21 protein-coding genes are annotated in these 25,574 nt (G+C 61.7%); 11 read left to right on the top strand and 10 right to left on the bottom strand.

Annotated elements, in window-relative coordinates; translation table 11 throughout:
* Window positions 1–191: 191 nt before the first annotated feature.
* The 8 genes from O3303_RS02220 (at window position 192) to O3303_RS02185 (ending at window position 11,294) form a co-directional block, all read left to right on the top strand.
* Window positions 192–1,550 (top strand): M20/M25/M40 family metallo-hydrolase, encoded by a 1,359-nt coding sequence (locus O3303_RS02220; RefSeq protein ID WP_269560437.1) that lies wholly within the window; start codon window positions 192–194, stop codon window positions 1,548–1,550.
* Between the two features lie 159 nt (window positions 1,551–1,709).
* Entirely contained in the window at window positions 1,710–2,699 is a 990-nt protein-coding gene (locus O3303_RS02215) for a hypothetical protein (protein WP_269560436.1), read from the top strand.
* A 75-nt stretch (window positions 2,700–2,774) separates the two neighbouring features.
* Window positions 2,775–3,173: a DUF5958 family protein gene (locus O3303_RS02210; RefSeq protein WP_269560435.1), complete on the top strand. Its 399-nt coding sequence runs from the start codon at window positions 2,775–2,777 to the stop codon at window positions 3,171–3,173.
* A 195-nt stretch (window positions 3,174–3,368) separates the two neighbouring features.
* Window positions 3,369–4,136: a slipin family protein gene (locus O3303_RS02205; protein WP_269560434.1), complete on the top strand. Its 768-nt coding sequence runs from the start codon at window positions 3,369–3,371 to the stop codon at window positions 4,134–4,136.
* Between the two features lie 493 nt (window positions 4,137–4,629).
* Complete coding sequence (locus O3303_RS02200; RefSeq protein WP_269560433.1) at window positions 4,630–6,006, top strand: aspartate kinase; 1,377 nt, start codon at window positions 4,630–4,632, stop codon at window positions 6,004–6,006.
* Window positions 6,007–6,121: 115 nt separating this feature from the next.
* Complete coding sequence (gene lysA, locus O3303_RS02195) at window positions 6,122–7,270, top strand: diaminopimelate decarboxylase (protein ID WP_269560432.1); 1,149 nt, start codon at window positions 6,122–6,124, stop codon at window positions 7,268–7,270.
* Between the two features lie 192 nt (window positions 7,271–7,462).
* Complete coding sequence (locus O3303_RS02190; RefSeq protein WP_269560431.1) at window positions 7,463–8,956, top strand: SDR family oxidoreductase; 1,494 nt, start codon at window positions 7,463–7,465, stop codon at window positions 8,954–8,956.
* A gap of 556 nt (window positions 8,957–9,512) precedes the next feature.
* Complete coding sequence (locus tag O3303_RS02185; RefSeq protein WP_269560430.1) at window positions 9,513–11,294, top strand: prolipoprotein diacylglyceryl transferase family protein; 1,782 nt, start codon at window positions 9,513–9,515, stop codon at window positions 11,292–11,294.
* A gap of 88 nt (window positions 11,295–11,382) precedes the next feature.
* On the opposite strand, the gene O3303_RS02180 is transcribed toward O3303_RS02185, so the two are convergent.
* The 4 genes from O3303_RS02180 to O3303_RS02165 are packed head-to-tail and all read right to left on the bottom strand — an operon-like array spanning window position 11,383 to window position 15,949.
* Complete coding sequence (locus O3303_RS02180; protein WP_269560429.1) at window positions 11,383–11,529, bottom strand: DUF2905 family protein; 147 nt, start codon at window positions 11,527–11,529, stop codon at window positions 11,383–11,385.
* A gap of 12 nt (window positions 11,530–11,541) precedes the next feature.
* Window positions 11,542–12,474, bottom strand: coding sequence for a hypothetical protein (locus tag O3303_RS02175; protein ID WP_269560428.1), 933 nt, complete (start codon window positions 12,472–12,474; stop codon window positions 11,542–11,544).
* Window positions 12,429–13,400 (bottom strand): hypothetical protein, encoded by a 972-nt coding sequence (locus O3303_RS02170; RefSeq protein ID WP_269560427.1) that lies wholly within the window; start codon window positions 13,398–13,400, stop codon window positions 12,429–12,431. The genes O3303_RS02175 and O3303_RS02170 overlap by 46 nt, the downstream gene beginning before the upstream one ends.
* Window positions 13,400–15,949 carry a type IA DNA topoisomerase gene (locus O3303_RS02165; protein ID WP_269560426.1) on the bottom strand — a complete coding sequence of 850 codons (2,550 nt, stop codon included), beginning with the start codon at window positions 15,947–15,949 and terminating at the stop codon, window positions 13,400–13,402. Before O3303_RS02165 ends, O3303_RS02170 begins: the two co-directional genes overlap by 1 nt.
* A gap of 213 nt (window positions 15,950–16,162) precedes the next feature.
* Here O3303_RS02165 and O3303_RS02160 point away from each other — a divergent pair, with 213 nt between their 5' ends.
* Together O3303_RS02160 and O3303_RS02155 are read left to right on the top strand one after the other, a co-directional pair.
* Window positions 16,163–16,681 (top strand): glycine-rich domain-containing protein, encoded by a 519-nt coding sequence (locus tag O3303_RS02160; RefSeq protein WP_269560425.1) that lies wholly within the window; start codon window positions 16,163–16,165, stop codon window positions 16,679–16,681.
* Window positions 16,645–17,496: a hypothetical protein gene (locus O3303_RS02155; RefSeq protein WP_269560424.1), complete on the top strand. Its 852-nt coding sequence runs from the start codon at window positions 16,645–16,647 to the stop codon at window positions 17,494–17,496. Before O3303_RS02160 ends, O3303_RS02155 begins: the two co-directional genes overlap by 37 nt.
* A 128-nt stretch (window positions 17,497–17,624) precedes the next feature.
* On the opposite strand, the gene O3303_RS02150 is transcribed toward O3303_RS02155, so the two are convergent.
* Window positions 17,625–18,593, bottom strand: coding sequence for an SUMF1/EgtB/PvdO family nonheme iron enzyme (locus tag O3303_RS02150; RefSeq protein ID WP_269560423.1), 969 nt, complete (start codon window positions 18,591–18,593; stop codon window positions 17,625–17,627).
* A gap of 171 nt (window positions 18,594–18,764) precedes the next feature.
* On the opposite strand from O3303_RS02150, the gene O3303_RS02145 reads away from it, so the two are divergent.
* Window positions 18,765–19,193 (top strand): EamA family transporter, encoded by a 429-nt coding sequence (locus O3303_RS02145; protein ID WP_269560422.1) that lies wholly within the window; start codon window positions 18,765–18,767, stop codon window positions 19,191–19,193.
* A gap of 150 nt (window positions 19,194–19,343) precedes the next feature.
* Here O3303_RS02145 and O3303_RS02140 read toward each other — a convergent pair whose 3' ends face one another.
* From O3303_RS02140 to O3303_RS02120, 5 genes are all read right to left on the bottom strand, one after another.
* The gene (locus O3303_RS02140; RefSeq protein ID WP_269560421.1) at window positions 19,344–20,291 is read right to left on the bottom strand and encodes an NAD(P)-dependent alcohol dehydrogenase; all 948 of its coding nucleotides are present in this window, start codon (window positions 20,289–20,291) and stop codon (window positions 19,344–19,346) included.
* A 178-nt stretch (window positions 20,292–20,469) separates the two neighbouring features.
* The gene (locus tag O3303_RS02135) at window positions 20,470–21,237 is read right to left on the bottom strand and encodes a carbonic anhydrase (RefSeq protein ID WP_269560420.1); all 768 of its coding nucleotides are present in this window, start codon (window positions 21,235–21,237) and stop codon (window positions 20,470–20,472) included.
* A 96-nt stretch (window positions 21,238–21,333) separates the two neighbouring features.
* Window positions 21,334–22,878 (bottom strand): SulP family inorganic anion transporter, encoded by a 1,545-nt coding sequence (locus tag O3303_RS02130; protein WP_269560419.1) that lies wholly within the window; start codon window positions 22,876–22,878, stop codon window positions 21,334–21,336.
* Window positions 22,879–23,111: 233 nt separating this feature from the next.
* Window positions 23,112–24,512, bottom strand: coding sequence for a HAMP domain-containing sensor histidine kinase (locus tag O3303_RS02125; protein WP_269560418.1), 1,401 nt, complete (start codon window positions 24,510–24,512; stop codon window positions 23,112–23,114).
* A 128-nt stretch (window positions 24,513–24,640) separates the two neighbouring features.
* The gene (locus O3303_RS02120; protein WP_044013200.1) at window positions 24,641–25,318 is read right to left on the bottom strand and encodes a response regulator transcription factor; all 678 of its coding nucleotides are present in this window, start codon (window positions 25,316–25,318) and stop codon (window positions 24,641–24,643) included.
* Window positions 25,319–25,574: the final 256 nt, after the last annotated feature.

Here is a 25,574-nt window from a genome sequence, read left to right as displayed (position 1 = left end):
CTTTTGGCCGGCTTGGCTGCCTGGTTTTCTATGCCAGGCCCTGCCCTGCCTCCGTCAGGCTTCAGCTGCGCCCAAGCCTGACGGAGGCCGGAATATATCCCGGATGGCGGGGAAAAGATTGGCGTTACTTTGCGGCCGGCCGCAACGTTGTGCGGGCGGGCTGCGTCCCTGTAATTCTACCTTTTTCTACTATGCGCTTCCTCACTCCTTTTCTGCTTTCGCTGGGCTTCACGGCCACTGCCCTCGCCCAGACCAAACCCACCACCACGCCCAACCCGCTGATCCGGCAGATGGTGGAGGAAATTTCCGAAAAGAACCTGCGCGACGACATCGACAAGCTTGTGAGCTTCGGCACGCGCCACACGCTGTCGGATACCAAAAGCAAAAAGCGCGGCATCGGGGCCTCCCGCAACTGGGTGGAAGGCGAGTTCCGCAAGTACGCCAAAGCCAGCGGCAACCGCCTGAAAGTCGAGCAGGACACGTTCACCATCAAGCCCGACGGCCGCCGCATTAACCGGCCCGTGCTGATGGCCAACGTCATGGCCACGCTGCCCGGCACCGACCCCACCGACAAGCGCGTCTTCATCGTGAGCGGCCACATCGACTCGCGGGTGACGGACGTGATGAACGCCACCGCCGACGCGCCCGGCGCCAACGACGACGGCTCGGGTACGGTAGCCGTGATGGAGCTGGCCCGCGTGATGAGCAAGCAGCAGTTCCCGGCCACCATCATCTTCGTGGCGGTGCAGGGCGAGGAACAGGGCCTCTACGGCTCCACGTACCTGGCCAAGCGCGCCAAGAAAGAAGGCTGGAACCTGGTGGCGATGCTCAACAACGACATCATGGGCAACTCCACCGGCCACGACCCCGAAATCAAGAACACCACCCAGCTGCGCGTATTCAGTGAAGGCGTGCCCGCCACCGAAACGCCCGACGAAGCCAAGGTGCGCCGCACGCTTTCTTCTGAAAACGACTCGCCCAGCCGGCAGCTGGCCCGCTACAGCCGCGAGGCCACCAAACAGTACGTGCCCGGCCACGAGGTAGTGCTGGAGTACCGCCCCGACCGGTTCCTGCGCGGCGGCGACCATACGCCCTTCAACCAGCAGGGCTTCACGGCGGTGCGCTTCTCGGAGGTAAACGAGGACTTCCGCCACCAGCACCAGGACCTGCGCACTGAAAACGGCGAGGAATACGGCGACCACGCCAAGTTCATGGACTTCGCCTACCTGCGCAAAAACACCGGCGTGAACCTGGCGACGCTGGCCTCGCTGGCTTTGGCCCCCGCCGCCCCCGAGAACGTGGGAGTGCTCACGGCCAACCTCACCAACCGCACCGAGCTGAAGTGGGAAGCCCCGAAAGCCGGCGAGAAGCCGGCCGGCTACTACGTGCTCATGCGCGAAACCAGCGCCCCCGAGTGGCAGCAGAAGTTCTTCGTGACCGACACCAAAGCCGACCTACCCCACAGCAAGGACAACTTCATCTTCGGGGTGGTTAGCGTGGACGCCGAGGGCCACGAGAGCCTGCCGGTGCTGCCGAAACCGGTGCGGTAGCGCGGCCCCGGCTCTGGTATTCCTGAAGCCCTTCCGCCAAGGCGGGAGGGCTTTTTTGTGGGCGCCGTTTTTTCAGGGCGCAACGCTGCTGTGCTATTGCCAGACCTAGCCAAGTGCCTATATTGCCCTAAAATCACTTTACGACGCATTCTATTCTCAATGCCTATCCATTTTCGCACTGCGGTTTACGGGCTGATTACGGCCGGATTGATGGCTGCCCAGGCAGGCTGGGCGCAGACGAAAGCGCCGGGCGCGCTACCGAAGCAAGCCTCTATTCTGGATGGGCGGGCCTACCTGCGTTTTCCAGCCAGCGCAGTCAGCTCGGCCCGGCCGGTGGATATTATGTCGGCCAAGCCGGACGAGCAGCTGGAAACCCGGGTCGTGATGGACTTTGGGGAGCATCGGGTGGTGTTTTTTGCCCGTGAGCTGTTCCGGCTGGCAGATAAGCAGTTCGTCAGCCAGGCCGCTGCTTTCGAGGCGGGCCGCTTTCCTGCTACCACTCAGGTCATTGGCAATACCGATTCTTTGACGGCAGTGGTCAGCACCGCCACCCGCCACGATACGGCAGCTTCGGCCATTCTGCTCAAGCGGCTCCTCGTGCGCACCATCGACAACACCGTGTTGGTGGTAGATGCATACGTGAACCCAAAGGGCTTTCCGCGCAAGGCCAGATACGAGGCGCTGGCAGACAGCGTATTCCGCACGGTGCGCCCTGGCAAACGCCTGCTCAGCCGCAAAGCCCACACTGAAACGCAGGACAGGCTGGTGTTTCAGCTGCCGGAAAACTACGTCCTGAGCCGCAAGCAGAGCTACGATTTTTTCGTGTACAGCATCCGGCCCATGACGCCCCTGCTCGCGGAAAGCACCAGCGGCATTACGGTGTACCTGGGCAACCACCCCAGCCCGGTTTACCGCGACGAAGGCGTGCCCGCCAGTACCGCGCAGCCGCTGGATGGCAACTTTTTAGGTAAAAAAATCCAGTGGATGGGCTTCAGCAAGCCTACGGATCAGCTGTACTGGCGGGAGCAGATTATTCCGGCCGCCCTGGGCAAAAGCGGACCGCTGGCTCACGTATTCGTCCACAGCGCTTCCCCCGACGGCCTGAACGAACTCACGGCCATTGTCGAAGCCATTACCGTGAAGAAGTAGGTATCCTGCGTTGCGGGTGGGCGTTCTTGGCGGACGCTGGCGTCACCACATAGCTTTCAGCGCCTGCCCTCACCCATGCAATCCACACCCGATAACGTCCTCAACCGACTGGCCCAGCTGCAGCTGCCGTGGGAATGGGCCTGGGCGTGGTTTGCCGCGTTGCCCGCGGTGGAGCAGCAGGCCCGGCTGGCGGAGCTGGCGGACTACATCCAACAGGCGCACCCCACCCCAGCGCTGGTGCAGCAGGCCCTGGCGGAAGCCCCCGTGAAGCCCACCGCCACCCCGCTGGTGCTGCTGCGGGTTCACGGCCTGCCGGAGGCACTGCGCCGCATCCAGCAACTGCCCCCACCTGAGTATCCGAATGCCTTCCGGGCGTTGCTGAGCCTGTTCAGCAGCGCCGACGCGCACCGCCGCCGCACAGAATGCCAGCACGGCTGCACGCACGACTGGCATAACCTGCCACCGCTGCCCTGAGGCGCCCTTACCATTTCGGTGGCGCACCCTACCAAAATGGGGTGGCAGAATAATTAGCTGCCACTTCCACTGCTGCTGAAAACTTCGTTTTTGAAGCGTAATCCGCTTTCATGCCAAGCAAACCAGCGGCTGGCATGGCGCGTGTACCACCTGTCGCAACAGTTTCACTTTTGCGGCCCTAGGCCACTCCTGATTATGCTTACGCTGTATATTTTTCTTGCCTTGGGGCTGGTGTTGCTCTTCATGGGCCTGTGCATTGCGCAGGAATACGAGCGGGCTATTGTGTTTCGGCTGGGCCGGTATGTGGGGCAGCGCGGGCCGGGGCTGTACTGGATTATCCCGTTCATTGAGCGCCGGCAAACCATCGACATCCGCACCAAAACCGTGGATCTGGAGCAACAGGAAACCATCACCAAAGACAGCGTAACTATTAAGGTAAACGCCGTGCTCTGGTTTAAGGTAGTGGATCCGGCCAACGCCATCATCAAGGTGGCCAACTTCAACCAAGCAGTGTACCAGCTGGCCGTTACGGCGCTGCGCAACATCATCGGGCAGCACCAGCTCGACGAGGTCCTGCGCGGCCGCCAGCAGATCAACGCCTCCCTGCTGCAGCTGGTAGACGCCGCCACCGAGCCCTGGGGCGTGAAGATTGAGCTGGTGGAAATCAAGGACGTGGAGATTCCCGAATCCATGCAGCGCGCCATGGCCCGCGAGGCCGAAGCCATCCGCGAGAAGCGGGCCCGCATCATCAAGGCCGAAGCCGAGCTGGAAGCCAGCGTGAAGCTCACCCAGGGTGCCCGCGAGATGGAAAACAGCCCCATGGCCCTGGAGCTGCGCCGCATGCAGATGCTCTCGGAAATCGGCATCGACAACAACACGACCACCGTGGTGCTCATCCCGTCGGAGTTTACCAATCTGGCCCGGGGCTTCACGCAAGGGCAGTCGGCTACCACGGTTTCGTAAGCAGGGCGGGCTGCTGCAAGCCGCCCAATCACTGTACGTCGGCGTGGCTGCTGGCAGCACAGAAACGGTGTGCTGCCAGCAGCTGTAGCGGCACTTTTTACGGGTCCGATTTGGAAGTTACCACAACTGCGGCCGTACTTGCGGCCGCAAAACGGCGCGGAAGCTCTTTCCTCGCGCCAGCCTTTGCCCCTCCCATCATGCGCCTTTCCGCTGTTTCGTCTGCTTCCTGTGCCTCGCTGGCTTGTGCCGGCGCAGGGTGCGTAGTGCGGAAGAGCAGCAAGCGGGCCGGCCTGACCCTGGGCCTGATGATGGTCAAGAAATCGAAGAAACGTAACCCGACCTGACCGTCGCAACCGTTCGTCGTACCTCCCTACCACTGAACTTTCCAGCGCCGGTCCTCCCCAGGATCGGCGCTTTTTTTTAGCCTGATGTTTCACTCTGTCCGCAACCTGGCGGGCGCCTTTCCCGACCTTCCAATTCGGTTTCCTGCACTATGAAAGTTCTCAAGTTTGGCGGTACGTCCGTCGGGTCGGCGCAGCGGATGCGCGAGGTAGCCGAGCTGATTCATGCGCCCCAGGAGCGGCGCATCGTGGTGCTGTCGGCCATGAGCGGCACCACCAACACGCTGGTAGGCATCGCTGAGCTGCTGCGCACCGAGGACGTGGCCGCCGCCACGGCCCGCATCGAAATCATGCGCCAGGACTACCTGATGGTGGCCCGCGAGCTGCTGCCCGATGCCGCCCTGGCCGCCGCCGCCAGCAAAGACTTGGACACCGTATTCCACACCCTGTTCGACCTCACGCGGCAGCCGCTGTCGGCCTCGGGCGAGCGGGTGATTCTGGCCCAGGGCGAGCTGTTGAGCACCTGCCTGTTCCACCACTACCTGACCGGCGTGCTCCACCGCGACGCCGTGCTGCTGCCGGCGCTGGAGTTCATGCGCCTCGACCACAACGACGAGCCCGACGCCGACTACATCCGGGAGCACCTGCAAACCCAGCTGGCGCAGCACGAAGGCCGGCCGCTGTTCGTCACGCAGGGCTACATCTGCCGCAACGCGCACGGCAAAACCGACAACCTCAAGCGCGGCGGCTCCGACTACTCGGCCTCGCTGATCGGGGCCGCCGCCGACGCCACCGAAATTCAGATCTGGACCGACATCGACGGGCTGCACAACAACGACCCGCGGGTGGTGGAAGGCACCTATCCGATCCGCGAGCTGTCGTTTGACGAGGCAGCCGAGCTGGCCTACTTCGGGGCCAAGATTCTGCATCCCAGCTCCATTCTGCCGGCCGCCAAGCACGGCATTCCGGTGCGCCTGCTGAACACCATGCAGCCCGAGGCCCCCGGCACGCTCATTTCCAGCCAGACCGGCTCCGAGCCCATCAAGGCTGTAGCGGCCAAAGACGGGCTGGTGGCCATCAACATCAAGTCGAGCCGGATGCTGCTGGCGCACGGCTTCCTGCGCAGCGTGTTCGAGGTCTTCGAGCGGCACCGCACGTCCATCGACATGATTACGACTTCGGAAGTGGCCGTGTCGCTCACCATCGACGACGCCACGCACCTGCCCCAGATTCTGGAGGAGCTGCGCGGTTTCGGCACCGTGACGGTGGACCGCGACCAGACCATCATCTGCCTCGTGGGCAACCTGATTCAGGAAACCAACGGCGCCGCCCGCCTCGTATTCGACTCGCTGGCCGACGTGCCGCTGCGCATGATTTCGTACGGCGGCTCGCCCAACAACATCAGCCTGCTGGTGCATTCCTCCGACAAAGTACGGACGTTGAAAGCCCTGAATGCCGGCCTGTTTCAGCGGGCCTCACCCCCTAGCCCCCTCTCCCAAAGAGAGGGGGGACTAGCTCTAAACAAGTAACTTCTAGCTCACACTTTCACACCTCACCTTCAACCAGTTTCTAACCTTTTACTAGGCTAGAAACTAGTCCCCCCTCTCCACGGGAGAGGGGGCTAGGGGGTGAGGCCCCGCCTCTATGCCTTTTACCCTTGCCCCCGAGCTGCACGCGCAGCCCACTCCCTTCTACCACTACGACTTGGGTTTGCTGGATGCCACGCTCACAGCGCTGCAGCAGGCGGCCCGGCCGCGCAATTTTCAGGTGCACTACGCCCTCAAGGCCAACGTCAACCTGCCCGTGCTGGCCCGCATCAAAGCCCACGGTCTGGGTGCTGACTGCGTGAGCGGCGGCGAAGTGCAGCGGGCCCTGGAGGCCGGTTTCGCGCCGGAGCACGTGGTGTTTGCGGGCGTGGGCAAGTCCGACGCCGAAATCCGGCTGGCGCTGGCGGCAGATATCTGGTGCTTCAATGCCGAGTCGGCGGAGGAGCTGGCGGTGCTGAACGAGCTGGCCGGCGCGCAGGACCGCACGGCGCGGGTGGCCCTGCGTGTGAACCCCAACGTGGACGCCCACACCCACGCCTACATCACCACTGGCCTGGAGGCCAACAAGTTCGGCATCAGCCTCGCTGATTTGCCGGCTGTGGTGGCGCAGTTCGGCAGCTGGCCGCACCTGGAGCTGGTGGGTCTGCACGCCCACATCGGCTCCCAGATTACCGATTTGACCGTTTTTGCCGAGCTCAGCCAGCGCCTCAACGAGCTGCAGACCTGGCTGGAAAGCCAGGGCCACCAGCTGCCGCACCTCAACGTGGGCGGCGGCCTCGGCATCAACTACGAGCAGCCCGACGGCCAGTTGATTCCGGATTTCGAGGGCTACTTTTCGATGTTTGACCGGCACTTGGTGCGCCGCCCGGGCCAGCAGGTGCACGTGGAGCTGGGCCGCGCCGTGGTGGCGCAGTGCGGCACGCTGCTGAGCCGGGTGCTCTACGTGAAGCAAAGCCAGTCCACGCGCTTCGCCATTCTGGATGCCGGCATGACCGAGCTGATGCGCCCGGCGCTCTACGGCAGCTACCACCACATCCAGAACCTGAGCAGCACCGCCCCCGAGCTGCTCTACGATGTGGTGGGCCCCATCTGCGAGTCGTCGGACACGTTCCGCAAAGCCGTGGCGCTGCCCGAAACCCGGCGCGGCGACCTGGTAGCCATCCGCTCGGCCGGGGCCTATGGTGAGGTGATGTCGTCGGGCTATAACCTGCGCGAGAAGGTGGCGGCGGTGTACGTGGGCGGGTAGCTGTACTGTTATTGCTAGCGAAGGAACGTCATGCAGAGCGGAGCGAAGCATCTCATCAGTGTGGTATATTCACCACAATGGCGAGATGCTTCGCTCCGCTTTGCATGACGTTCTGTGATTCGGACGTGCCACAGCACGCGGCAACCTCTGCGCGCTCTGGGAGTTACATAGTTACACCTACCGCGCCGCGCCATGAACATTCTGCTTACCGGAGCTAACGGCTACATTGGCCAGCGTTTGCTGCCGCTGCTGGTAGCGGCCGGCCACCACGTAGTGTGCCTCGTGCGCGACCCGCGCCGCTTCGAGCTGCCGGACAGCCTGAGCGCCAGCGTGACGGTGGCCGAAGGCGACCTGCTCAAGCCCGAAACCCTGGCCCAGCTGCCGCTGGAAATCGACGCGGCATACTACCTCGTGCACTCGATGAGCGGGCACGACAAGGACTTTTTCCGGCTGGAGCAGCAGTCGGCGCTCAACTTCCGCGACTACCTCGACCGCACCACCGCTCGCCAGGTGATTTATTTATCGGGCATCGCCAACGACAGGGCGCTGAGCGTGCACCTTCGCTCGCGCAAGGGCGTGGAAAAGATTCTGGGCAAAGGCCGCGTGCCGCTCACGGTGCTGCGGGCCAGCATCATTATCGGCTCGGGGTCGGCGTCGTTTGAGATTATCCGGGACCTAGTGGAGAAGCTGCCTGTGATGATTACGCCGCGCTGGCTGAACTCGCGCTGCCAGCCCATCGGCATCCGCGACGTGATGCACTACCTCACCGAAGTGCTCGACAACGACGCCTGCCGCGGCCGCTCCTTCGATATCGGCGGGCCCGACGTACTAACCTACCGGCAGATGCTGCTGGAGCTGGCCGCCGCCCGCGGCTACCGGCGCTACATCGTTACGGTGCCGGTGCTCACGCCGCGGCTGTCGTCGTGGTGGCTGTTTCTGGTCACGCGCACCACGTTTTCCTTGGCCCAGAGCCTAGTGGAAAGTCTGCGCAACGATACCGTGGCCAACCCCAAGCGCAGCATTGCGGCCGTGGTGCCGCACACCTGCATGAGCTACCGGCAGGCCGTGGACCTGGCCTTCCAGCGCATCGAGCAGAACGAAGTGGTAAGCAGCTGGAGCGACGCGCTGAGCAGCGGCGTAATGCCCCGCAACTACATGGACCACATCCGGATTCCGCAGTACGGCCTGCTGCAGGACCGCCAGACGCTGCGCTTCACCCGCGACCCGCAGCAGGTGCTGCAGAACGTGTGGAGCATCGGCGGCGAGCGGGGCTGGTACAAAGTGGACTGGCTCTGGCGCATCCGGGGCCTCATGGACAAGGTGGTGGGCGGCGTGGGTTTGCGCCGCGGCCGCCGCTCCCCCACCGACCTGCGCGCCGGCGACCCGCTCGACTTCTGGCGCGTGCTCGTGGCCGACCGGGCCCAAGGCCGGCTGCTGCTTTACGCCGAAATGAAGCTCCCCGGCGAGGCGTGGCTGCAGTTCCGCCTTCTACCCAATGACGACGGCTCGCACACCCTGGAGCAGCTGGCCGCCTTCCGCCCGCGCGGCCTGGCCGGGCGACTGTACTGGTACTCGCTGGTACCGTTTCACTTTATCATCTTTAAGGGCATGATTGAGAACATCGTGCATTACGGCGACTCAGTGCCGCTGCCACAGCCAGCTGTGCCGGCCAAGCAGCACGCGTAAGCAGCGGCTTTAGTCAGCAGTGCAGTAGACCGAACGATGTAGAGACGCGACACTTCGCGTCTCGTCGTTGCTGATGCTGTTTAGCCGGCGCAGCTATGAACAACAGATAGCACTGCAGGAAGCTGGAATGGCTCTTCGTCTGACATGTGTACAAAAAATCAGCATAATGATGTTATTATTTCGCCAACCAAAAGTCCTATAGCATATAGCACAATACTCTATCTATCTGATACATAACAACTTTCAATGTTCTATAGAAAGTCTGACAGAACGTAATCTTGGTTGGCGACCACAGGGGGCGACTGGTAGCTTAGCCTCCGTTACCACCCTATTCTTATGAAAGCCGGGCCGGACTGGGCCGGCGCGCTGATTTTAGTGACCTGCAAGGTGTATATGGCCGTCTTTCTTCTGGATTGACGGCCATTCAGTTTTTGTACCTGCGGTTGCTTTGCCGGTGAGAATAGCCCTGGCTTTTACTGTCTGTATTTCCGCTACGCCTATGCTTTGCACCGTTACACTGCCCCTGCCCACTGCCGTCGGGCATAGTTACTACACTATGTTTTACCTGCTGGCCTTCAGCCTGAATCTAGCGCTGCTGGTGTGGGAAGGGCACCGCCGCGCCTACCCCATGCGCACGTGGCTGGTGCTGCTGGCCTGCACCACCCTCAGCTTCATTCTGGGCACCAAGCTGCTGGCGCTGTCGGGGCCGGAATGGCGGGAGCTGCTGCACACGGGGCACTGGCCGGATTCCGGGGCGCGCACGGTGCTGGGCGGGGCCCTGGCCGGCACGCTCACGCTGCTGGCGCTGCGCCGGCCGTTCGGGTTCAGCTGGCACGTATTTGACGCCTTCACGTTGCCAATGTGTGCGGCGCTGGCGGTGCAATGCGTGGGCTGCGTGCTCACCGGCTGCTGCTTCGGCGAGCTGACGGCCGGGGGCTGGGGCCTCACCTACGCGCCTGGTACGCTGCCCTATCTGTGGCAGGAGTCCCGCGGGCTGATTGCACCTGATGCCGTTCACTCATTGCCGGTGCATCCTACGCAGCTGTATTCGCTGGTACTGTGTCTGGCCGTGGGTGGTGTGCTGCTGCTCACGCGGCACCGGGCGTGGCCGGGCGGCAGCCGCCGCCTGCTGCACCTGGGGCTACTGCTGGCCGGCCGCTTCCTGATTGAGTTCTGGCGCGACCCGGCCGGCGAGCAGGTGGGTGCCGACTTCCATACCCACGCCGGCCTAGCCCTGAAACAGGTGCAATGGGCGCTGCTGCTGCTAGTTCCATTGGTGCTGGGCAGCTGGGCGTGGCTGATCTACCGCAGCCGGCACACGGTGCTGCAGCCCGAGCAGATGCCCACGCCAAACCCGATACGCAACCTGCTGGCCGTGGCCGGGCTGCTACTGCTCACGGCCTGGCTGGGGCCGCAGGCTCTCACGCGGCCCGAGGTACTGGTGGTAAAGACGCTGCTGCTCACGGTGCTGGTACTGGAAGGCGGCGCGCTGCTGCTGGGGGCGGCCACCACTATCCGACCCGCCCGCGTGGCGCTGCCCCTCACGCTGGCCGCCGGCGTCCTGGTGCTCACCAGCCAGACCCCGGTAGCTGAAAACCAGCGGGAACACTACACCACCCTGAGTGCGGGCGTGAGTACCGGTGAGTTTGAGCGGCTCCAGAATACGGAAGGCGGCTGTGGCGGTAGTTCGCCCCTGCTGCCCTACCAGCACCGCTACACAACAGGCACCCTGGACCTGGCCCGTACCCGTACTGCCGGCACCGATGCCAAAGGCCAGGAACACAAGGCCGATGTCACCTTTGGCCTCCGCCTGCACGTTGGCACCGACCGGCAGCTGCCGACATTTTCTGATTCGCTGTCGGTTTTGTATCCCGACAACCCTGTCAAGCGCACTGTCATCGGGGGCTTTAATCCGTATTTGCAGGCCGACCGGCCAGGATTCGGCCTCGGCCTGGGGCTGCTGCTGGGCCCGCTCGGCTACCACCGCCCCCGCTCCGGCGACCAGATAAACCCCGGCGACTTTCAGGTTTCGCTGCGCCTCGGCCGCCGCGAATGGGCATTCGGGCAATTCGACTTCAACTATCTGGGTTATGGTTCCGGCAATCCGCAGCACCGCATCGGCATGGGCACGGGGTTTGGCAGCACCCGGTGGCAACTGATAGCTGGCGCAGCAGTAGCCAAGAACTACGCCCTGATACCCGGCAACTCCCGCTGGTCGGGCTTTGCTGAGGCCAAGGGCCAGCTGACTCCGCAGTGGGGCGCCAGTACCTTCCTTACCCTAGGCAACCCCACCCAGCGCCAATTGGGTCTTCGGCTGAGCCGCCGGCTCGGCAAGTAAGTTCGCATCCACCCCACCTCCGACACAGCCACAACACCATACTCAGTACCAGACTCACCAGCAGCATGGACACAATAGGTGCGTAGAGTCAGAAGCCGGGCCGCTTGATGCGGATGTCGCCGGGCAGGTAGCCGAACCATCCTAACAAACTGCTGCCGCCCAACCACAGAAAAGCGCCGAAAGCGGCCAGCAGCAGACCCAGGATGACGAGCGTTTTACCGGGATGTAGGGGCATGGTGCGGCAGCATTAGGGCATGCTTAACTCATACAGTAAAGCATATAAGCGTCTTAATCCTGTGGTGCCCATACCATTAAGGTCCTCGATTATTTTACGTTGCCCATTATCGTACTCTACAGTGAGCGTAACATGGGGATGATGATTCCGATACACTTTATCATAGGCGTTTCGCAGCCGGGGGAAGTCGAGATAATTCAGCAATACCGATAGTTGCTGGTGTTGCGCGGGATGTAGTGGCGTATGGTACTGCTGATGCGTGACTTTGGTAGAGTCCCGTATTTCGGTCCGGCGCTGCCAGAAGTGGCTGGAATCTTCAGCAACCACTATTCGCGTCTTAACTGCCTGGTGATACACAGAATAACTCTCATATGTCACCCGCTGAATGTGGTGCTGAGCTGGTTTCGGATTGTAGTCTACAAACCCGCCCGACACGTAGGCCAGTTGCTGCGTGCGTCGGTTCCGTAGCTGGCCACGGGAACCACGGCTGCGGGCGAAATCAGCGTATTCCAATAGGTCTTGGTTGCGCTGCTGTATGACGCGTGCAACCGGGCTGCGGCGCTGCACGGCGTTGTAGAAATTGCGTACCACACGTAGGCTGTCGTGGCCCATATCCAGGACGCAGAACACGAACGGAATCTCCTTTCTACGGGTCAGCACCAACAGATCAGGCCGACCATTCTGATCGAAGTCGGCCCTGAACCACGTTTGGCCGCCACGCACAGCAAACCGAGTAAATCTGTACGGACTGTATACTGCCCCGACGGAATCCCCCAGCACAGCCTCCTTATATTCCCATCCCAGCGGCCGGATGAGTTCCAGCACCTGCGCATCGGTTTGCAGCGCGGCAATGCGGCTGGGAGATTGAGCCTGGACCACGCCCGCCAGCAACAGAAGAGTTACTTGGCAGGCCGCTTTTTGGATACTGGATATATAGCTAGCCATGACTGGTTTCTGCGAAGCTGACGTAGCAATTCATATAGCCTTACTAAGCCGAAAGCACCCTGTTCTCCCACATCAAGCAGCTTTATTTTTGGCGCTTTATGCTGGGCGATGGTAAGTTCAGTATAAGGCACATGGTTCATCCGTACCACATATTCACTTTTCAACTTAGCTGGGGCGATGTAGGCTATAAGGGCGCTGATACTGTCTAGGGTACCAGCCGTAACCTGAGTAGTTATTGCTTCATAGCGTTTCTTCCTTTTCTGCAGCACCGGCCAGCTTCGGGAATGATATGTGGCCCTGCCATTAGCATCCAGCACTAGCTTAAACTCCTCGTACTCGTCGTAAGCAAACTCAGAACGATAGGTAATACTATCCCATGCTGCTGTAGCTGCGGACTGCGGATTGTATTCCACAAAGCCGCCAAACTTATAGGTAAGTAGGAAATCCTCTTTGCCATCAAGGCTATCTATTTCCAGAATTGAGGGCGCGTAGTCCTGATACCTTAGCAAGGGCTGCTGTCTCTGGTATTCGACCCGCACTATTGGGCAGCTTCTATAAAACTGACGGTCAAATGGCTCAATTACCAACTTTCCGTTGCCCAGATCCAGCAAACACAAAACCTTACTGCCGTCATCGGAATAGCTCCCCGTAACCAGCAGGTCAGTTCGGCCATTACCATCAAAATCAGCCTTCTCCCAAGCCTTCACCCCCGCTTGCCAGTACTGATGCTGCACCCGCTTATCTGTAAAGCGCAGCAATGAATCAACCTTAAACTGTATATAAGTTGAATCAACAGTTTGTAGCAGTTGCTCAACCTGCCTAGCAGTTGCCACCGCATCAATAGCACTGGGTACCGCTCGCGACGAAGCAGGCTGTCCGGTTTGGGCAGTTAACAATCCCCATACGAACCATAGAAAGTAACTCATCAGCTCTGCCCAAATACCGGCTCTATCCTTCCTTCCGGATTGATCTGCAGAATGGCTTCGTAGTTCTTGCCGGTTTTGGCGGACATAAACCCGCGGATGACGCCGGTTTTGCCTTTGCGCAGCAGCTGGTTCATCTGGGTGTCGGTGAGGGTTTTGCCGCCCCACTCGAAGGGCACGCGGAACTGGCAGTCCTCGCGGAAGCGGGAGCAGCCCCAGGCGCTTTTGCCGCGCAGCATCTGGCCCAGCCGGCACACCGGACACGGAATCTGGCCGGGGTCCTGGGGCGTGGTGGGCTTGCTTTCGGCGGCGCGCACCAGCTCCAGCGTGCGGGCCGGCGTGAGGCGGATGGCGGCGTCGAACTTCTGACCGGCATCGTCCAGAAAACCTTTCATCACCGGCGTGCGGCCCTTTTTCAGCAGCTCGCCCACCTGCTTGTCGGTGAGCTTCTTGCCCTCGAACTCGGTGGGCAGCCGGAACTGGCAGCCTTCCTTCCAACGCGAGCATCCCAGCGCCGACTTGCCGCGCAGCACGTGGCCGCTGCCGCAGGCCGGGCACGGACCCAGCGCCCCCGGCACGGCCGGCGTGGCGGCGGCTTTCGGCGGGCTGGCTTTGGCGGTGGCGCCGGCTTTCTGGCCGGTGAGGTCGGCCAACTCAGGCTTGTGGATGCTGATGCCGCGGCCTGAGCCGTCCTGCTTGACCTCGTGCACCATCTCGCGCACCAGCTGCTGCAGCTCGCCCAGAAACTGGCTGGATTCCAGCTGGCCGCCTTCAATCTGGCGCAGCTTCCGCTCCCACTGCCCGGTCAGCTCCGCCGACTTCAGCGTGGGGTTGCGGATCAGGCCAATCAGCTCGACACCGGTGGGCGTGGGCACAATCTTCTTTTTGTCGCGCCGGATGTAGCCGCGCTTGAACAGCGTTTCGATGATGGCGGCGCGGGTAGAAGGGCGGCCGATACCGTTTTCCTTCATGGCCTGGCGCAGCTCCTCGTCGTCGACGTTGCGGCCGGCGGTTTCCATGCCGCGCAGCAGCATGGCCTCGGTGTAGTCGCGCGGCGGTTGGGTCATTTTGGCGTCGAGGCGGGGCTTGTGCGGGCCGGTTTCGTCTTTCACGAAGCTGGGCAGCACGGTATTCACCACATCGTCGTCGCCTTCGCCGGCTGCTTTCGGGGCCGAGGGCGCCTGCTGCTTTTCCGGGTCGCCGTACACCTCGCGCCAGCCTGGACTGAGAATCTGGCGGCCCCGGACACGAAACGTGCGCCCGGCCACATCGGCCGTCACGGTGGTGTTCGACACTTCGCAGTCGGGGTAAAACGCGGCCAGGAAGCGGCGCACGATGATGTCGTAGACGCTGCTTTCTGTGCCGTGCAGGCTGTTAGCGCTGGCCCCGGTCGGAATGATGGCGTGGTGGTCGGTGACTTTGTTGTTGTTGAAGACCTTGGTGCTTTTGCGGATTTTGCCGGCCGCCAGCAGCGGCGCGGCCAGCGCGCCGTGCGCGCCACCCAGCCCGCGCATGATACCCGCAATTTTGGGGTACTGGTCGTCGGGCAGGAAGGTGGTGTCCACGCGTGGGTAGCTCACCACTTTCTTTTCGTAGAGGCCCTGCACCGTCTTGAGCGTGTCTTCGGCCGAAAGGCCCAGCTGGTTGTTGCATTGCACCTGCAGCGCGGTCAGGTCGAACAGCGCCGGCGGGCTCTCCAGCGCCTTCTTGATTTCCACGTTGGTCACCGTCAGCGGCTGGCCGGTCACCTGGGCCAGGGCGGCGTCGGCTTCTTCCTGCGTCACGAAGTAGCCGCGGGCTTTCAGGCGGGCTTTTTCGTCGGGTTCGTCGTCGTCTTTGCCCTTTTTCAGCACGGCCACGTGGCTGAACATCGTACCGCGGTACTCGGTGCGCAGCACCCAATACGGCTCAGGCCGGAAGTTCTGGATTTCGTGGTACCTGTCGACGAGCAGCGCCAGCGTGGGCGTCTGCACGCGCCCGATGCTGAGCACCTGCCGCTGGCCGGGCGCGTACTTGAGCGTGAACAGGCGGGTGGCGTTCAGGCCCAGCAGCCAGTCGCCGGCGGCGCGGCTTTTGCCGGCCTGGTAGAGGTTGTCGAACTCCGAGCCGTCGCGCAGGTTCTGGAAGCCCTGACGGATGGCTTCTTCGGTGAGCGAGGAAATCCAGAGGCGCTTGAAGGGCTTGCGGTACTTGGCTTCCATCAGCACCCAGCGCTGAATGACTTCGCCCTCCTGGCCGGCATCGCCGCAGTTTATCACCTCCTCGGCATTGGCCAGCAGGTTTTTGATGACGTTGAACTGGCGCACCACGCCGTCGTCGCGGCGCATGAGCTTGATGCCGAACTGCTCGGGCACCATGGGCAGGTCATGGATGCTCCAGCGCTTCCACTCGGGGCGGTAGTCCTCGGGCTCGCGCAGCTGGCAGAAGTGCCCAAACGTCCAGGTTACCTGGTAGCCGTTGCCCTCGTAGTAGCCGTCCATGCGCCGGTCGGCGCCCAGCACGCTGGCAATTTCACGGGCCACGCTGGGCTTTTCGGCAATGCAGACTTTCAAATTCGCAGAGGTTGCTGATTTAAACGCTGATTTCGCAGAGGTGGAAGCCAGCCAGGAATCAACAAAGATAAGGCGCGGAAAGGTCGATTTGAAGCCAGTGAAAATCACCTTTTCGCCTCAACGTTGTTGCCTTACATTTGCTTTTGCCGCCGCCGTTTCCGTGGTTGGCAGTGTGAATTGCCGTTGCCTACTTCTGTCTACTTCGCGCATTCCGTGACACCAGCCTTCCAGCCTGAGTTGTGGGACAAAATTCAGCGGTTTGAGCTGGATGACACGGCCGCCGCGTTTTCCTTTACTGATCGGCTAGCCCGCGAAAATGGATGGAGCTTGCCCTTCTGCCTGCGGGCCGTGCTGGAGTATAAGCGCTTTATTTTTCTGCTCTGCGTCACCCAGCAGCCGCTCACGCCTTCCGACGAAGTAGACCAGGTCTGGCACCTGCACTTGCTGTATACCCGCTCTTACTGGGTTGATTTCTGCCAGCATACGATAAGCCAACCCATTCACCACGGCCCCACACGCGGCGGCAGCCAGGAGCACGCCAAGTTCGACGACTGGTATGGCCGCACACTCACCCACTACACCGCCGTGTTCGGGCAAGCGCCGCCGCCCGACCTGTGGCCGCCGCCCGCCGTTCGTTTTCGGCCAGCTCATTTTCAACGCGTCAACTTATCTACCCATTGGCTACTTCCCCAGTTATGGCCACTCCGGCGCTTTCGCAACCGCAACAAGTAGATAACTTCCTGATCGACGCCCGGCCTACGGAACTGTTGCTGCTACTGGCTGACGCCAACCCGTCACTGCGGCAACAGCTACGACTCACGTTTTTGGAACTGCTGCGCCGGCAAGTGCTGGTACTGGAAAACCGCGCCGTGCAGCCCCACCCCTCCGACCCGATTAGCTACAGCAGTTACCTACGGCTCGGCCCCACCTTTATAGATTACCAACCCCGCCCTTATGAAGCGCTGCTGCTACGCCCATTTACGCAGAATTCATTGCCTGAAATACTGCTCAAGCATTTCGTAAAGCTAGCTTTTCGGGCGGCGCAGTCGGCGGGGCAGTTTGGGAAGCTAGTGCGCCAGCATCGGCCCTTAGTCGGTCTGTACAAGCTCAGCTGGTGGCGCTGGGCGCTGGGGATTTGGCACCTAACGCCAGCCGGTACCACGCTGCGTCATAAGCTGGAAAGCAAGATTATCGGCTACGACACGACTTTGGGCCAGTTAACCTTGCAGGATGCCGTTGCCGCCACGGCGCTGGCTGCTCAACTTGGGGGAGTGCTGTTTCTGCTGCCCACGTTTCAGTCGCCCGATGGCCACGTGCTTGACCAAGAACTATATCGGGCCCAGCGCGAGCAAGAGCAAACCAGCGGAGCCGATTGGTCGGGTAGCAGCGACGGCATCGACTCCTGGCACGACTGCGGCCACCACTTCGACAGCCATGCCGATGGCGCCGATAGTGATGGTTCTGGCGGCTCCGGGTGCGGCAGCGACTCTGGTTGCGGGGGAGACTCAGGCTGCGGTGGTTGCGGCGGGGGCTGTGGGGGCGATTGAGCGCTATAGAACAGGAACCTTAGGCGTTTGCCAGGTTATTGTCACTCGATTGTTAGCTCAACATAGTGTTGACCAATACCCTCAATGGCCCGGACAGAATTGGCCGTAATTTCAGACTACTACCAATTTTACTCCCCCACCCGCCGCACCAGCCGCACGGTGGCTACGCAGCGGAAACCCAGCCAGCTCTGCGGGCCCTGGTAGCGCTGCTGCGCCTCGGGCTTCAGGTCCAGGACGGAGCTTTTGAACGAGCCACCTTTTGCCACGCCTTTCGCTGCCGTCATTTCGGCGGCGTTGCCGATGATGTTGTAGAGGCCCAGGTAGTTGGCCGGGTTCACGTACACGTACTCCAGGCCTGGCTGGCCGGAGGGAGGCAGGCACTCGAAGGCGCGGCCGGTTTCGGCCACGTAGTAGTCTTCGCGGAGGTTATAGGGCAGTTTGTAGAGCACCTGCGCCGCTGGCAGGGCTTGGGCGGTGAGGCAGGCCGCAACCAGGGCCTGCTGGCGGAGCGCAACCGGGCGCGGCTTACCGGCGGACTTCAGCGGCACCAAGCCGGCCGGCGCCGGGCCGCTACCGAGCGTCCCGAAAGCCGCCTGCTGCCACTCGGCTTCGGTGGGCAGGCGGTACTCCACCGTCACGTCGTAGTCGCGCAGTTCGGGGTGCTTTTTGCGAAACTCCGGCCCCTGCCGCATCGACTCGTTGACGAGGGTGCTGCGCCACCGGCAATAGGCCGTGGCCTGCTCGTAGCTGATGCCCACGGCCGGGCAATAGCGCAGTTCCGGGTAGTGGAAATAATACTCGGTGCTGGGGCCGCTGGCAGCCCCGGCCGGAGGTGCAGCCGTGAGTCCCACCCACAGTGCAGAATCGGGCAGTTGGCTACGGTAGAAGGCGGTGGAGGAATCCAGCCGGATGCGCTGCAGGTATTCCAGCCAGTGCAGGTTGTCCATTTCCGACTCATCCACGAACAGATTTTCGGCCAGACGGATGGTGCCCGGCGGTTCCGGAACCCGGGGTAGCCTGGCGTTGGCGCGGCCGGTCTGGGCGGGTATCGGCAGGGCCGGTAAGCTCAGGCAGACCGCCAGTAATAACAACTTCATTGCGACCCATTTCATAGTGGCAGATAGCGTGGATGGTACCTAGACACAAGATAGTGGAGGATGCTACACGGCCTATATAGCCTGTTGCACAAGGCTTTTGGTGGTGTTATGCCATCAAAAGCCGGCCCGGCTGCGTACGTTACCAGATAGCCCTCCTTTTTTTTCTCGTGTATGTGGATAGTTTTTTCGTTGATGGCGGCGCTGTCGGCAGCGGTGGTAGTTACGCTCTCCAAGGTAGGCGTCAAGAATATCGAGTCCAGCGTAGCCTTTGCCATCCAGTCGGTGCTGATTGTGGGTGTGGCGTGGGGCGTAGTGGCCTGGCAGGGCCATTTGCCGCAGGTAGCTCAGATTGACCGCCGCACCTGGCTGTTTCTGATTGCAGCGGGCATCATCACCTGCGCCTCGTCGCTGTTCTCGTTTCAGGCCCTGAAGATGGGCCAGGCCTCGCGCACCTCTTCGTTCGACAAAATCTCGCTGGTGTTTTCCATCCTGCTGGCTGTGTTTTTCCTGAAGGAGAAAGTAACGTGGCAGGTCATCCTGGGCGCTGCCTTCATGGCCGGCGGCGCCATCCTGATAGCCTTCACCAAGCCCGCCGAGTAAGGTAGCAAGCTATTGTCATCCTGAGCTTGCAAAGGACCTTAGCACATCAGAGCATGTCGTTTGATAGTAACCCAGACGTGATAGGGTCCTTCGCAAGCTCAGGATGACAAGTGGTTCAGGACGACAGGCGGCTCAGGATGACCAACCCGGCTACTCCACCATCAGCACGATTTTGCCGGGGGTGCCGCCTTTCTCGCTGAGGCTGTGCGCCTCGGCCAGGTCGCGTAGCGCGAAGGTTTTGTAGATGATGGGCTTGATGGTGCCGGCCTGCAGCCAGGCCGAAATCAGGGCTAGATCGGAGCCGCTGTTTTTGGCCAGAAACATGGCTTGGCTCTTATCGGAGAAGGCCGTAGCTACCGTGCCCGTTACGAGGGCCGCCGGATCGGGCGTGGTGGTGACGTAGCGGCCCAGGCGGCGCAAAGAGGCTTTGCTGGCACTGAAGCTGCTTTTGCCGGCCGCGTCAAACACCAGGTCGTAGCGGCTGTGGTCTGTGGTGAAATCGTGCTCCTTGTGGTTGATTACCCGGTCGGCGCCGAGCGTGCGCACCAGCTCCTGGTTGTCGGGGCCGCACACGCCCGTGATTTCGCCGGCGCCCAGCGCCCGGGCAATCTGCACCGCAAACGAGCCCACGCCACCCGAAGCCCCGTTGATGAGCACCCGGTCGCCGGAGAGCAGGCGACCGTGGTGGTAGAGGCCCTGCAGCGCCGTGAGGGCCGCCAGCGGCACCGCCCCGGCCTGCTCCATGCTCAGTTGCTGCGGAATAAAGGCGGCGCTGGTTTCGGCCAGCACGGCATACTCGGCAGCCGCGCCACCCACGCCATCGGCGGCCATGCCATACACCCGGTCCCCGATGCGGAAGCGCGTGACGTTGTCGCCGATGGCAGCTACCTCGCCGGCCACGTCGCGGCCCGGAATCTTGGGAAACTTGTGGCCCGTGAGCAGCTTAAGCTCACCCTGGCGCACTTTCCAGTCGATAGGATTGACGCTGCCGGCCCGTACGCGCACCAGAATCTGGTCGGCTTTGGGCGTGGGCGTGGGCTGCTCGCCGTAGTGGAGCACGTCGGCAGAACCATATTGGGTGTAGTAGGCAGCTTGCATGAAGGCAGGAGTTGAGGTATAGCGTGTGTAGCCCGCCTACGCAGTAACGGGGGCGGTGGGTTCGAGAAGGCCGAAATCAGCTTGCCATAGCCCACAAAAAAACCGCCGTAGCCAAGGGCTACGGCGGTTCCAACCACACTTAACTACGTAACTTGCCCGAGGGCAAGACTGGGAGCCATTAGCTGGCTTTTTGCAGGTGAGGGCCTTTGTCCTCTTTCTTGTCTTTTTTGATTTTCTCCGGCTCGTCCAGTAGCTGGCCTTTGTCGGCCTTGGGGTTGAAGCCAGGCTGGCTCTCCAGCACTTCTTCGGCGTGCTTCATGGCCTCGGTGCCGTAGATGTGCTGCAGCTCGCCAATGCCGTTGTCTTGCACTTCTAGGTTCTTGAGTAGGCCCTCCTTGATGTCGTAGACCAGGCCGTGCAGGCGCGGCGGCTTGCTGGTCTTGCGGGCGTTCTGGATGATGTTGGTTTTGGCCAGGTTGCGCACCTGCTCAATCACGTTCAGCTCCACGAGGCGGCGCAGGCGCTGCGCGTCGTCCTTGATGCGCAGAAACTCCATTTCGTGCATCCGGATAACGTCCCGGATGTTGGTCAGCCAGTTGTCGATGAGGCCGTACTGTCTGTTGGCGGCCGCGGCCGCCACGCCGCCGCAGCCGTAGTGGCCCACCACCAGAATGTCCTCGACGCCCAACACTTCCACGGCGTACTGCAGCACCGACAGCATATTGAAATCGGTGTTTACCACCATGTTGGCAATGTTGCGGTGCACGAACATTTCGCCCGGGCCGGTGCCGGTGATGGCCGAGGCCGGCACCCGCGAATCGGAGCAGCCGATGAACAGGTATTTGGGTTTCTGGCCGTCGGCGAGGCGGTTGAAGAAATCCGGGTCGGTGGCCTTCATTTCGGCCACCCAGCCGCGGTTATTTTCTAATATTTTATCAATGCTCATGAGAAAGAAAATGAGTGGTGCCGAATGCGGGCAGAGCAGGTAGTCCGGCAACCTTGCCTGCAGGCGCGTGAGAGAAAAACGGTGGACCCGGGCCGCCTAATGGCCCATTATCTCCACCTGCTGAATCCCGCGCAGCTCCAGCTTCAGGCCCCGTTCGGGCGCCGACTGACGGAAGTTTTCGATAGCCTCCAGCACGTCGTAGTCAATCATTTCCGACTCGGTACCGTCGAGGATGACGTGGCTGCCGGGGCCGAACTGCTCCAGCATCCGGATGACGCTGGCCTTGTTGAGGAAGGACACATGCTCGCCCAGCTTGAGATGGTAGACGCCGGCCGCCTGCAGCTCGGGCGTCTGGCGCAGAAAATACGCCGACTCGTAGTGCGTTTTCAGGATGTAGAAGATGCCGACCACCAGACCAATCGTGACGCCCTTGAGCAGGTCGGTGAGCAACACGGCCACCACCGTAATGATGAAGGGCAGAAACTGCTGCCAGCCTAGCTTCCATTGGGTGCGGTACAGGGTGGGCTTGGTAAGCTTGTAGCCGACCACCAGCAGCACGGCCGCCAGCGCCGACAGCGGAATCCGGTTCAGGATGGTTTCCAGAAACAGCAGGCTCGTGAGCAGCAGCAGCCCGTGGATGAAGGCCGCCATACGGGTCTGGCCGCCGGCGTTGATATTGGCCGAGCTCCGCACGATAACGGCCGTCATGGGCAGGCCGCCCAGTAGGCCGCTGATGATGTTGCCGGCGCCCTGGGCCATCAGCTCGCGGTTGGTGGGCGTGGAGCGTTTGTGCGGGTCCAGCTTATCCACGGCTTCCACGCTGAGCAGGCTTTCCAGCGAGGCAACGATGGCAATGGTGAAGGCCACCATCACGAAGCCAGGCTTAGTGACAGCCGACCACTGCGGAAACTTAAACACGCCCACAAAATCAGCCCAGGAGTTAACGTTTGGCAGCTGCACCAGGTGCTCGGGGCGCACCTTCAGCACGGGCAGCGTGATATTGAGCAGGGAGCTGAGGGCAATGGACAGCACCACCACTACCAGCGCCGAAGGCACCAGCCGGAACAGGGCGACGCGCTTGGCCAGCACGTTTTCCCAGAGTACCAGCACCCCCAACGACACCAGCCCGATCAGGGCGGAGCCCCAGCCAAAGGAGCGAAGGGCCCCTACCAAGGCCGAAAACGTATTCTGGCCGTCGAACTGCAGGAAGGTCATGTCCTCGAAGTAGTCGGTATCGACGCCCAGCAAATGTGGAATCTGCTTCAGAATCAGGATCAGGCCGATGGCCGCCAGCATACCCCGGATGACGGAGGTGGGAAAGTACAGCCCGATAATACCAGCCCGCACAAACCCCATCACCACCTGCAGGGCGCCGGCCACCACCGTAGCCGCCAGCAGGGCCTCGAAGGAACCCAGCGTCTGCAGGGCCGTCAGCACGATGGCCGTGAGGCCGGCCGCCGGCCCGCTTACGCTCAGCTGCGAGCCGCTGAGCCAGGACACGATCAGCCCGCCCACAATTCCGGTGATGATACCAGCCATCAGGGGGGCGCCTGAGGCCAGCGAAATACCCAGGCACAGCGGCAGTGCCACTAGAAATACCACCAGGCCGGCAGGCGCATCTTTCCCCAGGGAACTGAACACGCCGCCAGGGGCAGCAATTGCGCCCGGAACGGACGCCGTTTGATGCGGCGGAGCCGGAGCTATTTCGGGCATGAGTAGAGAAGTGGAGTGGCACGCGCCGGCTATGAACCGGCACGGATGGATAGGAGCAGTCCACAAGTCTACAGCACCGTAATTAAGACCCGGTTAAAAGAGAATTAAAAGCAGGTTAAATCGTCAAAACCCTATACATCAGCCATCTTTACTCGGCCTGATTACCCCAGCGCGGGCCACTCCAGCCACACCTGCGTGCCCTGCCCCAGCTCACTGTCTACCCGGATGAGGCCGCCATGCAGGGCCATTATTTTGGACGTGAGCGGCAGCCCGATGCCGTGCCCCGGCACTGTCCGGATGGCTTCGGCCCGGAAGAAGGGCACGAATACCTGCAGCCGGTCGGCTTCGCTCATGCCCACGCCTTGGTCGCGCACCTCCAGCACAACGCGCGCGGCGGTAGTAGTGAGGCTGGCCACGATGGGGGCCGCCGTGCTCTTGGAGAACTTGCAGGCGTTTTCCAGCACGTTGAGAAACGCCGACAGCAGCAGCGCTTCGTTGCCGCGCACCGCAAACGGCTGGCGCACCATGGCCGGCACATCCCCAAACTCCAGATCGACGCGGCAGGTAGGGTTGCGGCGCTGCACCTCTTCGTGGGCCTGCAGCAGCAGCTCGTCGAGGCGCAGGGTGGTGAGCGGCACCTGAGAGGGGTCATCGGAGGCGCGCGCAATCTGGAGCAGGCCGTTGGTGAGGTCCTTGAGCAGGCGGGCCGCGTCGAGGGTGCTTTGCAGCACGCGGCGGTATTCCTGCGGGCTCCGCTCTTGCTGCAGCAGCGCCACTTCCAGCTCCCCGATAATCACAGTAAGCGGCGTACGCAGCTCGTGGGAGGCGTCCCGCACGAAGGTCCGCTGGCCGGCGAAGGCCGTTTCGAGCCGATCGAGGAGCTGGTTGAAGCGCTGGGCAAGGTGGGCAATTTCGTCGTAGCCGTCGGCCTGCGACAGGCGTCGGTGCAAATCCGAGACGGTAATGCTGTCCACTTCACGCACCACTTTCTGCATGGGCCGGAGCGCCATGCCCGCGAAAAACCACCCGCCGATGCTCACCATGATAAACGAGGTCAGCAGCCCGAACGCCAGGATATTGCCCAGGCTGCGCAGCTTGTCGCCGCTGTCGGTATCCACCGACGAGGCCACCACCACGAAGTCGCCCCGGCGTGAGTCGCGGTAGAGCAACCCCACCGTCTGGTGGTAGTTGGAGCGCAGCAGCACCTCACGGCCCTCCTGCCGTACGGCGCTCAGCAAACTCACCGGCACCGGCACATCGGTCAGCTGCCCCTCCCGAAACACCACCGTGTTACGGGTGTCATATACGCGCACTTCTTCCTCGGGCAGGGTGCGGTAGAACTGGCGCAGGTAGCGGCGGTACGAGGCCCGGCTGGCCTCGTCGGCCCGGCCGGTACCATCGAGGTAGACGTGGGCGACGATGCGGGCCCGCGCAAACAGGTTTTCGGTGAACGACTCCTGCCGGGCCTGGGCCGTGAAGAAGTAGATAACCAGCGAAAACAGCAGCAGCGTAAAGGCCAGAATAACCGCAAACTGCAGCGCCAGCCGAAGGCGAATCGTCATGTATTTTTCAGGGATTAGGGCTTAGGACCTGGGGCTTGAGGCATAGGGATTGGAAAACAGGCCCTGCTCGCTAGAGCCCAAGCCCCAGGGCCTGTTTCCTAAGCCCTAAGCCCTAAGCCCTAAAAAGTCTACTCTTCCTTCATCACGTAGCCCATGCCCACCAGCGTATGGATCAGCTTGGGCGTGAAATCCTTATCAATCTTTTTGCGCAGGAAGTTGATGTAGACGTCGATGACGTTGGAGCCGGTATCGAAAGAAGTTTCCCAGACGTGCTCCAGAATGTCGACGCGCGAAATGACGCGGCCTTTGTGGCGCAGCAGATACTCCAGCAGCGAAAACTCCCGCGCCGTGAGCTGAATAGGCTGCCCAGCACGCTGCACCAGCTTGCTGCCCGGGTCCAGGGTCAGGTCGGCGAGCTGCAGGACGGCGGCGGCGGCAGCGGCTTCGGGCCGGCGCCGCACCAAAGCACGCACCCGGGCCAGCAGCTCCTGGAAGGCAAACGGCTTCACCAGATAGTCGTCGGCGCCGGCATCAAGGCCCCGGATTTTATCGTCGGTTTCGCCCAGGGCCGTGAGCATCAGGATGGGCACGGCCGGATTGTGCGCCCGCACCTGCCGGCACACTTCCAGGCCGCTCAAACCAGGCAGCAGGTTGTCGAGGATGATGAGGTCGTGCTGGCCGGAGAGGGCTAACCGCAGGCCAGTGGGCCCGTCGATGGCCACTTCTACGTTATGTTGTTGCTCCGTCAGGCCTTTGTGCAGAAAGGCGGCCACCTTGGGCTCGTCTTCCACCAGCAGGATTTTCATGCAGCGGGAATATTAGGAGTGATGCCGGAATCCGACGGGCCGAAGGTACAGCCTTCCGCTTATCCGGCCCTGCAGCCCGCTTACGAGGGTTAGGGTTCTAAAACATAGATTTTTAGCTATACACAGCGCATGAACAACTAACCCTTGTGCAATATTTTATTTAAAAAATTTAATAATTACTTGCTTTTACAATTTCAATCCAACATTTTTATAAAAAAGTGCCAGTTCAGGAAGTTCATCAATTTCTTCCTTACAG

This window comes from Hymenobacter canadensis (assembly GCF_027359925.1).
GTDB lineage: Bacteria > Bacteroidota > Bacteroidia > Cytophagales > Hymenobacteraceae > Hymenobacter > Hymenobacter canadensis.
Note: the sequence above shows the minus strand (reverse complement) of the source record. Positions and strands in the feature narration are given on the sequence as shown.